This window comes from Chitinophaga sp. 30R24, assembly GCF_049056765.1.
Classification (GTDB): domain Bacteria; phylum Bacteroidota; class Bacteroidia; order Chitinophagales; family Chitinophagaceae; genus Chitinophaga.
Map to the genome: position 1 here is coordinate 128025 of NZ_JBJGXX010000001.1, position 16696 is coordinate 144720.

At 44.1% G+C, this 16696-nt stretch carries 14 protein-coding genes; 4 read left to right on the forward strand and 10 right to left on the reverse strand.

What is annotated here, in order from left to right; all coding sequences use genetic code 11:
* Positions 1-53: 53 nt before the first annotated feature.
* The gene (locus ACDQ55_RS00545; protein WP_420979046.1) at positions 54-224 is read left to right on the forward strand and encodes a DUF6728 family protein; all 171 of its coding nucleotides are present in this window, start codon (positions 54-56) and stop codon (positions 222-224) included.
* Between the two features lie 5 nt (positions 225-229).
* Here ACDQ55_RS00545 and lpxB read toward each other — a convergent pair whose 3' ends face one another.
* From lpxB to metG, 5 genes are all read right to left on the reverse strand, one after another.
* Entirely contained in the window at positions 230-1333 is a 1104-nt protein-coding gene (lpxB, locus tag ACDQ55_RS00550; protein ID WP_420979047.1) for a lipid-A-disaccharide synthase, read from the reverse strand.
* Between the two features lie 18 nt (positions 1334-1351).
* Complete coding sequence (locus ACDQ55_RS00555; protein WP_420979048.1) at positions 1352-1654, reverse strand: hypothetical protein; 303 nt, start codon at positions 1652-1654, stop codon at positions 1352-1354.
* Positions 1655-1671: 17 nt separating this feature from the next.
* On the reverse strand, positions 1672-2466 hold the full coding sequence (gene surE, locus ACDQ55_RS00560; RefSeq protein ID WP_420979049.1) for a 5'/3'-nucleotidase SurE: 795 nt from the start codon (positions 2464-2466) through the stop codon (positions 1672-1674).
* Positions 2467-2806: 340 nt separating this feature from the next.
* Entirely contained in the window at positions 2807-5206 is a 2400-nt protein-coding gene (locus tag ACDQ55_RS00565) for a 3-hydroxyacyl-CoA dehydrogenase NAD-binding domain-containing protein (RefSeq protein ID WP_420979050.1), read from the reverse strand.
* Between the two features lie 494 nt (positions 5207-5700).
* On the reverse strand, positions 5701-7848 hold the full coding sequence (metG, locus tag ACDQ55_RS00570; RefSeq protein ID WP_420979051.1) for a methionine--tRNA ligase: 2148 nt from the start codon (positions 7846-7848) through the stop codon (positions 5701-5703).
* 156 nt (positions 7849-8004) lie between these two features.
* Here metG and ACDQ55_RS00575 point away from each other — a divergent pair, with 156 nt between their 5' ends.
* Positions 8005-8889 (forward strand): S66 peptidase family protein, encoded by an 885-nt coding sequence (locus ACDQ55_RS00575; RefSeq protein WP_420979052.1) that lies wholly within the window; start codon positions 8005-8007, stop codon positions 8887-8889.
* Positions 8890-8899: 10 nt separating this feature from the next.
* On the opposite strand, the gene ACDQ55_RS00580 is transcribed toward ACDQ55_RS00575, so the two are convergent.
* Positions 8900-9712 carry a HesA/MoeB/ThiF family protein gene (locus ACDQ55_RS00580; RefSeq protein WP_420979053.1) on the reverse strand — a complete coding sequence of 271 codons (813 nt, stop codon included), beginning with the start codon at positions 9710-9712 and terminating at the stop codon, positions 8900-8902.
* Positions 9713-9718: 6 nt separating this feature from the next.
* The gene (locus ACDQ55_RS00585) at positions 9719-11095 is read right to left on the reverse strand and encodes a sensor histidine kinase (RefSeq protein ID WP_420979054.1); all 1377 of its coding nucleotides are present in this window, start codon (positions 11093-11095) and stop codon (positions 9719-9721) included.
* Positions 11096-11540: 445 nt separating this feature from the next.
* On the opposite strand from ACDQ55_RS00585, the gene ACDQ55_RS00590 reads away from it, so the two are divergent.
* The gene (locus ACDQ55_RS00590; RefSeq protein ID WP_420979055.1) at positions 11541-12092 is read left to right on the forward strand and encodes a YqgE/AlgH family protein; all 552 of its coding nucleotides are present in this window, start codon (positions 11541-11543) and stop codon (positions 12090-12092) included.
* Between the two features lie 475 nt (positions 12093-12567).
* Here the strand turns inward: ACDQ55_RS00590 and atpC are convergent, their stop codons facing one another.
* Positions 12568-12825 (reverse strand): ATP synthase F1 subunit epsilon, encoded by a 258-nt coding sequence (gene atpC, locus ACDQ55_RS00595; RefSeq protein ID WP_420979056.1) that lies wholly within the window; start codon positions 12823-12825, stop codon positions 12568-12570.
* Positions 12826-12885: 60 nt separating this feature from the next.
* Positions 12886-14388, reverse strand: a complete 1503-nt coding sequence (gene atpD, locus ACDQ55_RS00600; RefSeq protein WP_420979057.1) for a F0F1 ATP synthase subunit beta — start codon at positions 14386-14388, stop codon at positions 12886-12888.
* Between the two features lie 333 nt (positions 14389-14721).
* Between atpD and ACDQ55_RS00605 the strand changes: the two genes are divergently transcribed.
* Positions 14722-15945 carry a metallophosphoesterase gene (locus tag ACDQ55_RS00605; protein WP_420979058.1) on the forward strand — a complete coding sequence of 408 codons (1224 nt, stop codon included), beginning with the start codon at positions 14722-14724 and terminating at the stop codon, positions 15943-15945.
* Between the two features lie 66 nt (positions 15946-16011).
* Here ACDQ55_RS00605 and pnuC read toward each other — a convergent pair whose 3' ends face one another.
* Positions 16012-16656 (reverse strand): nicotinamide riboside transporter PnuC, encoded by a 645-nt coding sequence (gene pnuC, locus ACDQ55_RS00610; RefSeq protein WP_420979059.1) that lies wholly within the window; start codon positions 16654-16656, stop codon positions 16012-16014.
* Positions 16657-16696: the final 40 nt, after the last annotated feature.

Genomic DNA, 16696 nt, shown 5'->3' on the forward strand with positions numbered 1-16696 from the left:
TCCTTATTTTTTCAGCAGGACCAAAAATAGCACTGATTTACGATCTTTGAAGAATGAAAAGTATCTGGCAACAAATATTAAGGTATCTCTACATTGGCAAAAAAGATCCCAATGCACCAAAAACACGTTACGTGGCAATGATGCATGGGATGAACAGAATATCTCTTTTACTTTTTCTGATTGCGTTGATTATTATGGTGATCCGGTTAATCAGGAGACATTAACCTGATTATGCGATCGCATACTCGTAGATCACTTCCGCTGCCCGCCGGGAAGCATTCTTTTCACCCAGTTTATGCCATAATGTGGCATAATCTTTCATCACCTGTTTACGGGTATCGTCTTCTTTGAGGAGTGCGGTCAGTTCTTTCAGCAAATTGGCTGCTGTAAGGTCGTGCTGGATCAGTTCTTTCACTACCAGCTTGTCCATTACCAGGTTTACCAGCGATATATATTTTACTTTTATCAGTCTTTTTGCAAAAAAATAAGAAATAGGATTGCCCTTGTAGCACACCACTTGTGGCACACCAAACAAAGCCGTTTCCAAGGTAGCGGTGCCGGAAGTAACCAGGGCAGCCTTAGCCTGCCGCAATAATTTATACGTTTGCCCCTTTACCATTGTAACATTGGGATGATGACCTGTAAGACTTTCCAAGAAATGATCGTCGAGGCTAGGCGCCTGGGCCACTATAAACTGATATTCCGGGAAATGCCTGGCCATAGTAAGCATGATGGGCAGTTTTACGCTTACTTCCTGCTTGCGGCTTCCGGGAAGTATGGCAATCACTGGTTTATCAGACAGGGGAGCATCTGCAGGTTGTTCTTTAGCCGCCTTTATCACTTCTACCAAAGGATGCCCTACATACTCCACATCATACTGCCATTTACGGTAGAATTCCTGCTCAAAAGGCAGGATACAAAGCAGTTTATCTACATTTTGTTTAATCTTCTTTACCCTGTTCTCTTTCCAGGCCCATACCTGTGGAGAAATATAATATACAATTTTAAAACCTTGCTGTTTGCCCCATTCGGCAATACGCATATTAAAGCCGGGATAGTCTACCAATACCAGTACATCCGGTTTAAACGCAGCAATATCTTTCTTACAAAGATCTATGTTATGTAAAATAGTCCGCAGGTTCATTAATACTTCCACAAAACCCATAAACGCCAGGTCTTTGTAATGTTTTACCACCTTAGCGCCGGCAGCTTCCATCAGATCGCCTCCCCAGCTACGTATATCCGCGGAGGTATCCAGCTCCCTTAATTGTTTTACAAGATTGCTGCCGTGCAGATCACCAGACGCTTCTCCTGCAATGATGTAATATTTCAATATTATGTAGATTAAAGATTATCTGATCAGTTTCAATAAAATGATACCAATCGCGTAAAGCATAGTCATCAGAAAAATACCTTTAGCTGTGATATCCAGCCGTTTTCTGGTATAGAGGAAAAATACGGCTCCGTTCAATAACAGGCATACGCTGACCAATTTAGGCAACATTTGCCGGTTATCTTTCAGAATGCCTATAAACTGCCCGAAAGCGATATCGTTATGCGGCCTGATCACTATAAAATAGTACAGAAAAAAGGCGACCAATGGAGTGAGGAACCCCAATAATATCCCTAACGAAAGATTATCTTTTTTTAACATAGTTCATTTGGCTTTTACTAGTTGTGTTTGGTTCCCGACGCATGATGCCAGTCCTTTTCCAACTTCTTTTTCAGGGTGTAGTTGGTCAGATCAAACTGCACAGGTACTACAGAAGCATAATTATTCTCAAGCGCCCACACATCTGTATCTTCTCCAACATCCCTGTTTTTGAATACTCCGGTGAGCCAGTAATATTTTTTACCATGTGGGTCGCGGCGTTCATCGAATTCCTCTACCCATTTAGCATCGGCCTGCCGACTGATCCTCAGCCCCTTAAAGTCTTTTTCACTAACAATAGGAATATTCACATTTAACAGGCTACCCGGAGGCAAGTCAGATTCCAACATCCGTTTGGTTACCTCGTAAGCTACTTTTTTAGGCAAAGAAAAATCTGCATCGTAAGCATATTCCAGAAAAGAAAACCCTACGGAAGGAATCCCTTCTATAGCGGCTTCCATAGCGGCAGACATCGTACCAGAGTAAATAACGTTGATAGCGTGATTAGCGCCGTGATTGATACCACTTACACAAATATCCGGTTTACCATGCAAAATTTTATCACGTGCCAGTTTTACGCAGTCTACTGGCGTACCTGAACATTGCCAGGCCTCAATATCCCCAAAAATATCTACCTGATTTAAACGTAAAGGAACCCCAATGGTAATGGCATGTCCTTTTCCTGATTGAGGGCTGTCTGGCGCCACTACCACTACTTTTCCCAATGGTTTTACCGCCTCTATCAGTGCGTGTATACCCGGGGCAGTAATTCCATCGTCATTTGTTACCAGAATAACACGTTCCTTCGTAGCCATATGCTGCCATTTTATTTTTGCAAAACAAATTTAAGCTCTCTCTTAAACATTTCGCTTTAAAAGAATGTGAAATATATGGATATTTTTACAGACCGGATCTTAATATTTTCCTGAAAACCAATCAGATGCCTAAACTGAGATAAGCTAGCATAATTAATACATATACTTCATTGTTGTAATGATAGTACTTTGCCCACCAAAGGAAATGGCGGCAGCTCTTCACCGTTTTGCAAGGCATAGGAGAACGACTACAGGGCCGAACATAAAAAAGGGGAAATGCAGTGGCCGATCTTATGGCTAACCTTTCACTACATCTCCCCTATAACGATGATAACATTACTTAATTTCGTATAGGCTTGCCTGTTTTAATTACGCTTTGCAGGCGTTCCAATGTTTTTCGCTCACCGCAAAGGCTCAGAAAAGCTTCCCGTTCTAAGTCCAACAGGTACTGCTCACTTACATAAGAAGGCTCAGTAAGATCGCCGCCGCACATCACGTAAGCAAGTTTATTTGCTACTTTCTGATCATGTTCAGAAATATAATTACCGAATTTCATGGCATATACGCCTGCCAGCAAGGCGCCCAAGGCGCTACGGCCCATTACTTTAATATCTGTGCGTTCTACCGGACGGGTATATCCTTCGTCTGCCAGGGCAATTACACTGCGTTTAGCATCTGCTATCAACCGGCCGGGGTTCATGGTAATTTCATCATGCCCTTTGCGTAATACGCCCATATCAAAGCCTTCAAAGCCTGAAGTGGCTACCTTAGCAGTGGCTACGGTCATGAAGTAATCTTTAAGGGGCTCTTCTTCAATACGTCCCTCCCTGAATTCGAGGCTGGCGCGCAGCGCCATTTCTTTGGTGCCGCCACCGCCGGGAATAAGGCCCACCCCCAATTCTACCAGGCCAATATATGTTTCTGCTGCTGCCTGTACTTTATCTGCGTGCAGGCACATTTCACAGCCGCCTCCCAGGGTAAGCGCATGTGGCGCTACCACTACCGGTATAGCAGAATAACGCAACCGCATGGTACTTCGCTGGAACAGGCGCACAGCCATATCCAGCTCATCAAACTCCTGTTCTGCCGCCAACATGAAAATCATACCAACATTAGCGCCGGCAGAAAAATTGGTTCCTTCATTGCCTACCACCAGGCCACGGAAATCTTTTTCCGCGCGGTCTATTGCTTTATTCAACCCCTCCAGTACTTCACCGCCAATAGTATTCATTTTAGTTTTCCAGTCGAAGCAAACTACGCCATCACCAATATCGATCAGGTTACAGGCGTTGTTTTTCCAAACAATGTTGTTGGAAAAATTTTCCAGGATGATAAACTGTCCTTCCCCTGGCAATGATTTATAGCCCTGGCTGGCAACATCATAATACGATTTCTTGCCGTTCTCTACTTTATAGAAGCTCTTAATGCCTTTCGCCAGCATATCTTTTACCCACTGCGCCACGGTAAAACCTTTAGCTTCTATGGCTTTTGCCATAGCTTCTACACCCAGTAAATCCCAGGATTCAAATGCGCCAATTTCCCAACCGAAGCCGGCTTTCATGGCATCGTCGATTTTATAGAGATCGTCTGCAATTTCAGGGATGCGGTGGGATATGTAAGAAAACAGGTAAGCATGAAAACTTTTATAGAATTCGCCCGCCTTATCTGTAGCGGCCGAAAGCATCTTTATCCGTAGTTTCAGGTCTTCTACCGGTTTAGCGGCGTCTATACTTCCAAACCTGGTCTTCTGCTTAGGCCCATACTCCATGGTTTGCAGGTTAAGGGTGAGTATCTCCTTACTTCCCCCTTCACCTTTGGTTTTCTTATAGAAACCTTGTCCGGTTTTATCTCCCAGCCAGTTGTTTTCTACTACTTTTTGCAGGAAAGGTGGTATTTTAAAGATACCGATTGCTTCGTCCTGCGGGCAATTTTCCATTACTCCTTTAGCTACTCTTACCAGCGTATCTATCCCCACTACATCGGCAGTGCGGAAGGTAGCAGACTTGGGACGGCCTATCACCGGACCTGTTAGTACATCTATTTCATCTATTCCCAGCCCCATTTCCGCCATAATGTGAAATATAGCCATGATCGAGAATACGCCCACCCTGTTAGCAATAAATGCGGGCGTGTCTTTACACAACACCGTAGTTTTGCCGAGGTACAAATCGCCATAATGCATCAAAAAGTCGATTACAGCAGGATCGGTATGTGGTGTGGGAATAATTTCAAGTAAGCGGAGATAACGTGGAGGGTTAAAAAAGTGGGTACCGCAAAAATGCTTTTGGAAATCAGCGCTACGGCCTTCCGTCATTAAGTGGATTGGAATACCGGAGGTATTGGAAGTAATAAGGGTGCCTGGTTGCCGGAATTTCTCCACTTGCTCAAAAACAATTTTCTTCACGTCCAAGTTTTCCACCACTACTTCAATGATCCAGTCTACCTCCGCCACGCGTTTCATATCATCCGTAAAGTTACCCGTTTTAATGCGTTGCACTACATCCTTGGTGAATACAGGCGAGGGGTTTGATTTAACCGCGGCCTGCAAGGCGTCATTTACAATCCTGTTTTTCACTGCGGGACTGTCCAATGTCAGGTTCTTCTTTTTTTCAGCATCATTCAATTCCTTGGGTGCAATGTCCAACAGTAATACCTGTACGCCAATACCCGCAAAATGACAGGCAATCCTTGATCCCATTACTCCCGAGCCTAAAACGGCTACCTTATTAATATGTCTCATGGCTTATCGCTTTTAGCTGCTAGCTGCTAGATAGAGCGGAGATTAGGGCGGAGATCGTAGCGGAAAACCATTATGGATACCGTTGCGGGTGTTTGATTATTGTTCAAGTCCCTTCTGTACAGATCTTTGCAAATCCTGGCTCATCTTAGTTGCGTTTTCAGCGGTTGTAACTTTAAGTTTACTGATCATTGAATTTAGCATTTTTTGGACTTCCGTCATCAAGGGAAAGATGTTTTCTGTAATACTTTTTTGTAAATAGGGGAAAATCTGGTGGAGAGGAACCATTGTATTTCCATTTAACAGATGAACCTACCACAATGAGACTTCTCTTGGGATTAAGGGTTAACAGGCTTACATCTATTTATAAAAACCCACTTGTAAAGTATAGAAAAGATAAAAAATAAAGCCGATACGATTATGATCGTGTGCCCAAATAGTTTAACCTGGGTTCGATATATTACGTATCGGCTTTATTAAAATTCAGTGCTACCACATCAGCTAACACCACTACCTGGTTTCACGGCCTCATTAGGATTCACGAACACCAGTTTACCATTGTCTTCTGCCATCAGGATCATGCCTTGGCTTTCGATACCGCGCATTTTGCGGGGGGCTAGGTTGGCCACCAGGGTTACCTGTTTACCAACGATCTCGTCTGGGTTAAAGTGCATCGCGATGCCAGACACCACTGTGCGTTGTTCTGTACCAATATCTACCAGGAGTTTCAGCAATTTATCTGCTTTTTCTACTTTTTCTGCTTTCAGGATGGTGCCTACCCTTAGGTCCAGTTTGGCGAAGTCGTCGTACTGGATTTCTGGTTTTGCAGGCGTTTCCGCTGCCGGCGCCAAAGCTGCATCGGCTGCTGCTGCTGCCGCGGTAGCGGCTTTAAGACGGGCATGGAGTTTTTCCACCTGGTCTTTTACCTGCGCATCTTCAATTTTTTTGAATAACAGTTCTGGTGGCCGGAGGCTGTAACCAACGTTCACCAGTTTATCGCTGCCAGCGTTTTCCCATTCCAGCATACGGTCTACCACTTTCAGCATATGGCAGATCTTCCTGGCAGTGAAAGGCAGGAACGGATGGGAGAAGATAGCCAGGTTGGCCGTCATTTGCAAGGAAATATGCAAGGAGATATCTATGCGTGCCTTCAGATAAGGAATATCCTGTTCTGTACAGTGTACATACTGCGGATACTTCTCATTTGATTTACCGTTAGTCAGGTTTTCTATAACAGAAGCCAATATCCACGGCGCTGTCTTTTGCATATATCCATTGCCTTTACGGGCAAATTCAATTACTTCTGCCTGTGCTTCCCTAAAACGGTAGTTTTCGAGGCTATTTTCGATTTTTTCTTTCGCGATACCAAACTCTTTCAACATGTCGCGGTCGCCTTCTTCTATGAATGCTTCATGCAAAGGGGGTACTTTTCCGCCGCACAATTTGTGCATCAGCACCATTGCACGGTTAATAAAGTTACCAAATACCGCTACCAGCTCATTGTTATTACGATCCTGAAAATCTTTCCAGGTAAAATCACTGTCTTTGGTTTCAGGAGCGATACTGCACAGCACGTAGCGCAGCACGTCTTGCTGATCCGGGAAGTCTTCGATATAATCGTTTACCCACACCGCCCAGTTACGGGAAGTAGATACCTTATCGCCTTCCAGGTTCAGGAACTCGTTGGCCGGTACGTTTTCCGGCAGTACAAAGTCGCCGTGGGCTTTCAGCATGGCCGGGAAAATAACGCAGTGGAAAACAATGTTATCTTTTCCGATGAAGTGCACCAATTTCGTATCGTCTTTACACCAATAGTCGGCCCAGTTATCTGTAAGCTCTTTAGTGGCGGAGATATAACCGATAGGAGCATCAAACCATACATACAACACTTTGCCTTCTGCATCGGGCAGCGGCACCTGAATACCCCAGTTGCTGTCGCGCGTCATGGCGCGGCTCTGCAGGCCTTGTTCCAGCCAGCTTTTGCATTGGCCGTATACGTTATTCTTCCATTCCTTATGCTCTTCCAATATCCACTGCTTCAGCCATGGCTCGTAGTTCTGCAAAGGCATGTACCAGTGTTTTGTTTTTTTCTTCACCGGTACGGCATTACTGAGGGCAGAATGCGGGTTAATGAGTTCATCGGGGCTCAAGGAGCTGCCACAACGCTCGCACTGATCACCGTAGGCCCTGTCATTGCCACATTTAGGGCAGGTACCGATAATATATCTGTCTGCCAGAAAAACATTCTTTTCCGGATCAAAATATTGTTCACTTTCTTTTACCTCAAATAAGCCATCGTTATACATTTTCAGGAAAAAATCCTGAGAGGTTTTATGATGTATGGCATTGCTGGTACGGGAGAAGATATCAAAGGAGATACCCATCGCTGCAAAGCTATCGCCGATGATCTTATGATATTTATCTACGATATCTTGTGGCGTAACGCCTTCTTTCATCGCTTTAATGGTGATAGGGACGCCATGTTCATCCGTGCCGCAAACGAATTTTACGTCTACCTTTTTTGCACGTAAATAACGTACATAAATATCTGCAGGCAGATAGCAGCCGGCGAGGTGGCCTATATGCACCGGGCCATTGGCATACGGCAATGCCGCAGTTATTAAATATCTATTAAATTTTGCCATATTCTTTTAAAGAATGCTTAAATAAACTTTAAATCGGATAATGTTTTTGGAATCACCACTACAATTTATCACCTTAGTCAGCGAATAAACACTGAATTTATACTCACTAATCTGCAAAGGTAAACAAAAGGTACAATGGTAAAAATTCCGCCATATTTGAAAAAAGGTGATCTGATCGGAATTACCTGCTCTAGCAGTAAAATGGATTTACAAGCAGCCGAGTATGCACGCGGCGTACTTACTTCCTGGGGATATCGTGTACATCTTGGTATCACTGTAGGCACCAGTTTCCATAATTTTTCGGCGCCAGACGAATTGCGCCTGGAGGAATTACAGGATATGTTGGACGACCCGGAAATCAAGGCGATTATATTTGGCCGCGGGGGCTACGGCATGGTATGTATTATCGACAAACTAGATTTTACCTATTTCCGCAAGCACCCCAAATGGTTATGCGGCTATAGTGATATTACCACCCTTCATGCACATGTACAAAGGCGGTTGGGTATTGCCACCATCCATTCTATGATGTGCAGCGGCATCACCCCCGATACAATCGACAACGAATATGTACACAGCCTCGCTAATGTATTAAAAGGCAAAACCTACCGTTATACCGTTACTCCGCATCCCCTGAACAGAGAAGGTAAAGCCAGCGGCGCATTGGTAGGCGGTAACCTGTCTATTCTCTCCAATCTTTCCGGCACTCCTTCCCAGATCAATACCAAAGGTAAAATCCTGGTATTGGAGGATATCGGCGAATACCGTTACAACGTAGACCGTATGATGTATAACCTGAAAAGAGCTGGTTGGTTGGATAAGTTGGCGGGACTGGTAGTGGGCGCTTTTACTGACGGCAAAGAAACCAATACCCCTTTCGGACAAACAGAATATGAAATCATCAGCAACCTTGTAAAGGAATACGAATACCCCGTATGCTTTGGCTTTCCTGTAGGCCACCAGGATGCCAATTACTCCCTCAAACTGGGCGTGCCACATGAGTTAAAGGTAGGAGCCAAAGCAGTAATCGGATTAATCTGATCATCCTACATTAATCCTCAACATCTGGTACAATCTCCAACCCATATTCCTCTGCAGTAAGGATACCGGCAGTACGGATATTTTCCAGTAAAGCCATATCTGGTTGCAGGGTATGCACCTGCGTAGTATTATGCAGATAATCGATGCCATATAATTTGCCGGCAATTCCATCTTGTACGCCCATCAGGTATTTCACCACTTCGCACACTATTTGCATACCGGTAGCGCCATGCGTAGCGCCAATAGCGCCTGCGTCAAAATTGCGGTAGTCTTCCGTAATCGGTAACGCACAGCGATAAGAAGCGGCGGTACTCCCGTCTGGATGCGGCATATTGAAGCCGCCAAACCAAGCCACCCAATTATGTACTTCTCCTATGATATAAGGTTTATTATGCACCAGGCAGGCATCATTAACAACGAGGTGCGTAGGAGCGTGCTGGGAACAATCAATCACGAGGTCGAATCCTACCAGCATCATACCAATAGTTTCCGGTTTTACCTGCATCAGGATGGGATAATGTTTCGTATACGGGTTAACCGCCCATAATCGGCTGGCAGCCATTTTTGCCTTATGCTTGCGGATATCCTGCATCTGGTAAATAGGCTGACGGTGCATGTCTTCATCGTTGATAACACCATAATCGGCTATACCGATTACGCCTACCCCACTCGCACTAAGATATTGCACAACCGGGCTGCCCAGTCCGCCGGCACCCACTACCAATACGCGGGCTTCCTTTAATTTTTCCTGCATGCTAACGCCCATACCCGGTACGGCGATGGGATGTTTGAAATGTTGTATTTCCTTTTCGCTGAGTATCATTTGCTTTTATGCTTTATCCAATTCCTGCGGAAACTCCAGGGTAAATTTACTGCCTTTGCCCAAGGTGCTTTCCACTTTAATTTTTCCCTTATGTGCATCCACGATAGCCTTCACATAGGTAAGCCCAAGGCCAAAACCTTTTACATTGTGGACATTACCAGTGTGTGCGCGGTAAAATTTTTCAAAGATACGCGAAATAGTATCGCGGCTCATGCCGATACCGTTGTCTGCAATTGTAATGAACAAGCTTCTACGTGTGTTATACGTTTGTATCCGGATTTCCAGATTCTCATTAGAATACTTGATTGCATTATCCATCAGGTTGAAGATGAGGTTAGAGAAATGCACATCATCTGCCATAATCACGGGATTGATGGCGTCTAACTGCAGGTCTACCATCCCACTTTTTGCCGCCAGTTGCAGTTGCAGGTTATCGGCAGTATGCTGAATCACCGCGTGCACGTCTGTAGCCTGCAGTTTCAGAGCTATTTCATCTTTCTCCAACAGGGCAGATTGCAGGATGCTTTCCACCTGTTTGTTCATGCGTTTATTTTCTTCTTTGATGATACCGGAGAAATATTGAATCTTCTCGGGCTTCGTCATTACCTTTTCATTCCTGATAGCATCTATTGCCAAAGAAATAGTAGCCAATGGCGTTTTCAGCTCATGGGTCATGTTGTTGATGAAATCCGATTTTATTTCAGACAACTTTTTCTGATTCAGCATTGTGCGTAATGTGAGGGCAAATGCCGTGACGATGATCATGGTAAAGAGCACACCACCGGTAATCATGATTCCTAATTGTTTAGCGATAGAATCGTCTGTTGGTATCACCACAATAAGGTTCTCCACAGGCTGATTAAAATCGCTGGGGTCTGCCAGCGGTATTACCTGTGCAATATATTTGCCAAGGTTAGACGGATTTTTCGTAGAGTCGGTTGCGTCATGATATAATCTTTCGAAACCGGCAGACTGTTTTTTGATACTGGCATAATATCCCGCAGCGGGCACTATTACAGCAAATTCGAAATTAGCGGTATCGAGGTAGTTTTTCCTCAGGTTGGCCTGTATGCATTTCTTCAAATCCTGTACACTGTAGAAATCGCTCAGTGGGGGATGCGTATAGGGCAGCCCGTTCATGTCGAGGGTAAATCCTTTAGGGGGAGGCGTACGGTTATCCAGTCTAAACATCATAGCCGCTTGCCTGGTAGCTAGCATATCGTTAAGCACGTCTCTCACCATGCTTACAGAGCGCTGAAAGATCTGGTCTTTTTTTAATTGCGCAGCGCTTTTTATCCAGCTTACCTGAATAAAGATAATCCCCAATAGGGATAACGTTATAAGGACTACGATAACAGGGAAAATCCTCTTCAGTGGTATCATGTAAAAATGTCAGGCTTTAATTATCCCAAAGATAAGTGTACAGGAATATTAAAATTTGTTAAAAAAGATATTTGCTATAGCAACTGTAATACAAAATTCGGAACGCATACTGTATCCCTACTTATTTTCCGCAATACACCATCACTTTAACGTAATTTTAACTGGGTATTCCTGATTTTCTTATTGCAATCTTTATTACCTTTGTTCCATGATCTGGTACTAAATTTGATTAGTTAGTTAAGGATCATAACAAAAAAAGTAAATTAAACTTTCTACATACATCGATGTGGATTCGTTCCATAAGCGATTTAGATTTTGGTTGATAAAATGGTAAGGAGGTTTTCTAGCCTCCTTTTTTTATTCCCATTATTTTCTCTTTAATTTCTTTTTAACTATAATATTCAGTCAATTAGTTAAATTTGAAACAGCTATAAAATTGTATGTTATGGTAAGTTTGTCGCCCGGCATTTTGCTGATAGCTGATCCCTTCTTAAAAGATCCAAATTTTGCACGCACGGTAGTACTCCTTTGCGAACACCAGGAAAAAGGTAGTTTTGGATTTATCATCAACAAGTTATTTGACCAATCGTTGAGCGACCTGGTACCGGAAGTGTTAGCCAGCAATGTTCCTGTTTACTATGGGGGGCCCGTACAAATGGATACCGTACATTTTATTCACCGGGAGCCGGAATTGATTAGTGGTGGAGTAGAAATATTGCCGGGTATTTACTGGGGCGGTAAGTTCGATGAAGTGGTAGGGGCGCTCAACCAGGGTTTACTGGGAACCGACCGGGTGAAGTTCTTTATAGGCTATTCCGGATGGGTAGAAGGGCAGCTGGAAGAGGAAGTGCGGGAGAAGTCCTGGATACTTTCCCAAACGGAGGCAAAATTGATATTTGATCCCCATGAGCAGCAAATATGGCAGCAATCGCTTAAAAACCTGGGTAATTCTTTCGCCCTGATGGCAAACTACCCGATAGACCCTTCCCTGAACTAGTTATAACTAATTACAAAGCAACACTCCAGAGATTAAAGTTAAAAATGATACTTCGAATGCTGTTTTTTAAAACAAATTAAATATCTTGCTAAAGTAATTATATTTATAATATAAATTACATAACCCATTTCAGGTAATATAACCGATAAGAATACCTATGAAGGCAAAACCTATGAAAGAAAATTTTTTGCTCCTTCTATAGATCACAGACCGATATCAAACTTACCTGACATGATCGTCAAAAAGCATATTCATTAGGTGATATACGGCCATTGAGGCTGTTTATTGTGTACATGCAATACCTGCGGCTATTTACTATAGCCGTAGCGATAGGGTATTGTGCATAATGGATATAGAGGGAATCCCGGCTGGATATTCCTGTTCGCAACCGGGTTATCTAAGATTGGAATAGTTAGGACAAAACGAAGGCCGGGTAATCTTACCCGGCCTGGCTGTTTATAATGTTGCTGGATGCTTATTTTTCCACTGCTACAGCGCCTTCTACGAGCACAGTAGCCTTATTGCGCAATACTTCTACGAAACCTCCGCTGATTGTAAAGAACTCTGCATGAGCCTTATCTTTCAGCACTTTCATTTTACCATTTCCGAGAGCTGCAATTAATGGCGCATGTTTATCCAGTATTTCAAAAGAACCGTCAACGCCTGGGAGCTGTACTCCGTACACTTCGCCGGCATATAATTTTCTTTCTGGTGTTAATACTTCTAATAGCATGTTATGATCGTAAATGGTGAAGGAGAATGATCCCGGAAGCATCCGGGATCACCGACCCAATTAGTTATTCGCTGCTTCCAGTAATTTCTTACCTTTTTCGATAGCTGCCTCGATGTTACCTACGAGGTTGAAAGCTGCTTCTGGATACTCATCTACTTCACCGTCCATGATCATGTTAAAACCACGGATAGTTTCTTCGATTGGCACCAGTACACCTTTCAGACCGGTAAACTGTTCTGCCACGTGGAAAGGCTGTGACAAGAAACGTTGTACACGACGTGCACGGGATACGGTCTGTTTATCTTCATCGCTCAATTCATCCATACCGAGGATAGCGATGATATCCTGCAGTTCTTTATAACGTTGCAGGATCATTTTTACGCGTTGAGCACAGTTATAGTGCGCTTCACCCACGATAATTGGCGTCAGGATACGGGAAGTAGATTCCAGCGGGCTCACAGCAGGATAGATACCAAGATCGGAAATCTTACGGTCCAATACGGTGGTAGCATCCAGGTGGGAGAAGGTAGTAGCCGGAGCAGGATCGGTTAAGTCATCCGCAGGTACATAAACCGCCTGTACGGAAGTGATGGAACCGTTTTTAGTAGAGGTGATACGCTCCTGCATCAGACCCATTTCAGTAGCCAATGTAGGCTGGTAACCTACCGCAGAAGGCATACGGCCTAACAGCGCGGATACCTCAGAACCTGCCTGGGTGAAACGGAAGATGTTATCTACGAAGAACAGGATATCGCGGCCACCACCAGCACTGCCATCTCCATCACGGAAATACTCTGCCAGGGTTAAACCAGACAGGGCAACACGGGCACGAGCTCCAGGGGGTTCGTTCATCTGACCGAACACGAAAGTAGCCTGAGACTGTTTCAGCAATTCTTTATCCACAGCAGCTACATCCCAGCCACCATGTTCCATTGATTCTTTAAATTTATCACCGTATTTTACGATGTTTGCCTCGATCATTTCACGCATCAGATCGTTCCCTTCACGGGTACGCTCACCTACACCAGCAAATACGGACAAACCTTCGTAACCTTTTGCAATGTTGTTGATCAGCTCCTGGATCAATACAGTTTTACCCACACCGGCACCACCGAACAAACCAATTTTACCACCTTTGGCATAGGGTTCGATCAGGTCGATTACTTTAATACCAGTGAACAGTACTTCTGTTTCAGTTGCCAGATCTTCGAATTTTGGCGGCTCACGGTGAATGGGGTAACCATTAGAAGTATCGATATCACCCAAACCATCGATCGCCTCACCTACCACATTGAACAAACGTCCTTTCACCTGGTCTCCAATTGGCATTTTAATAGGCGCGCCCTTATCAACTACAGTCATGCCACGAACCATACCGTCTGTGGAGTCCATAGCCACTGTACGTACGCTGTCTTCACCCAGGTGCTGCTGTACTTCCAGTACTACTTTCTGACCATTTTCGCGGGTAATTTCCAATGCGCTGTAGATTTCGGGCAATTTGTCGTCAAAGTGCACGTCCACCACGGGACCGATAATTTGTTTGATCTTACCTGTGTTAGGCATATTTTTATTAAGGTTTATAAATACTAAAATGTTACATCTCTAAAAACCGCTTACATACAGGCAGTTTCCGAAATTTGCCGCAAAGGTAAGAGTTACTGGGTGAATATCAAAACGCTAATGACGAAAAAAATCCTTTTCCCGCGGCATTTTTCACCCTTTTGTTCGTTATAAAACATTTACTCTCCTGCAATTAAAGGCACAGTCTATTAAATTACAAATTTTCCCTATCTATAAATAAGATACCCGCCAATAAGTATTATTGTAAAATTAACTTTCCTTTCCTGATTCGTTTACTATTTTTAGGCGTTGTCCTGATATATAGTATATATACATATGAAAAAAACCAATAGTGAACAATCCCGCCGATCTTTTCTCGGCGTCCTTTCCAAAGCAGGTTTATTGAGTATCAGCGGTATAGCGCCGGCCATTGCCCAGGCAGGCACCCTTGCCGCTCCTAACACCAACAACACCGATCTTACTTTTCTTTGCAAACCTTACCTACAATATCCTGGCCCGCAAACCATTTCCGTAATGTGGCTTACCTCCCGCCCCTGCTATAGCTGGGTGGAATACGGCGTCAACGGACAACTGAACCAAAAGGCCCACCATGTTACCAATGGCCTGGTAGACGCCAACAACCGCCTGCACCGGATCAGCCTGGAAAACCTGGAACCCGGGAAACAGTACAGCTATAAGGTGTGCTCAAAAGATATATTATTATTTGAACCCTATAAACTGGTGTATGGCGCCACCATCGAAAGTGAAATATATACTTTCACAGCACCTGATCCACAAGCAAAGGAAGTATCCTGGCTAATACTCAACGATATTCACGACCGCCCTGCCTCTATTCCCCATCTAATGGGACTAAACGGCCAGGCTCCCTACGATTTCGTGTTTTTCAACGGAGATATATTCGACTACCAGTTGGACGAGCAGCAGATTATCGACCATATGCTGGCACCCTGCAGCGATACCTTCTCTACCCAAACACCTTTTATGTACGTAAGAGGTAACCACGAAACCCGCGGTAAATATGCCCGCGAATGGCATCAATATTTCGACAACCCCGGTAACGGCAGCTATTTTTCTTTTCACATAGGTCCTGTATTTGCCATTGTGTTGGATACGGGAGAAGACAAGGAAGATGAGCATCCTGCATATGCCGGCATTGTGGATTTCGACGCTTATAGAGCGCAACAGGCCAAGTGGCTGGAACAACAACTACAAAGCCCCGCCTTCAAAAAAGCCAAACATAAGGTAGTAATGATGCATATCCCCCATTACCATTCCGGCGACTGGCACGGCGTGAAACACTGCCGGGAAATGTTTGGCGACCTGTTCAACCGATATAAAATCGATATCCTTATCTGTGGCCATACCCACCAATATGGCGTATATGCACCCGTTAAGGGACAGCACGAATACCCGCTGATTATAGGCGGAGGCCCTAAAGATGGATACCGTACCCTGATAAAAATAAAAGCAGACCAGCAAAAGCTGGTACTGACCATGCTAAAAGACGACGGGACTAAAGTGGGTGAATACACTGTGTAAGTACAAAACCTGGCTGTCTTCCAATTAGGGAGACAGCCTTTTTATGGTTACTTACCACATAATGCCTTATGCAACATGTTGCCGTTGATAGGCTTTTATCCATTTTACCAACCCCATAGCAGCGATGATCAGCAAAATAAAATATTCTATTCCGAGAAACTTTACCTCTTTCATAAAATAAATCAGCGTAGCCACGGCATCTACCAATACCCATAGCAGCCAGTTTTCCCAAATTCTTTTTGCCAGCAAAATATTAGCAATCACGCTCAGCACAGCTACCAGTGAATCGATGTAAGGATAAGCGGCGGGGCGCACAAATATGCCAGGCCACCATAAGTGTAGGTGGCTGATCACAAATCCGGTAACTATTGATAACAACAAAGCAACGGTTCCCAGCCACCAGCGAAAACGAACGGAAAGAGCATATACCGGCTCATGCTGAGGTTTCTTCCGATACCAGAATATCCAACCATACACCCCAGTAGCAAAAAAATACACCTGCAGCAACATATCAGCGTATAACTGCAATTGCCAAAACAGGATAAAAAAACAGCTTACATTCACCAATCCTACCGGCCAGGTAAGGATATGATCCCTAGCAGCAAGCCATACACACAACAATCCCGTTACTGTGCCAATAAATTCAACGTAGCTCACCGCGTAGCCTAAAACCGTAAAGAAATAGTGATGGATACTGAAAAATGAAGACATTTCTAAAATTAAGGAATGGTTACAATATTACAGGGAGGTT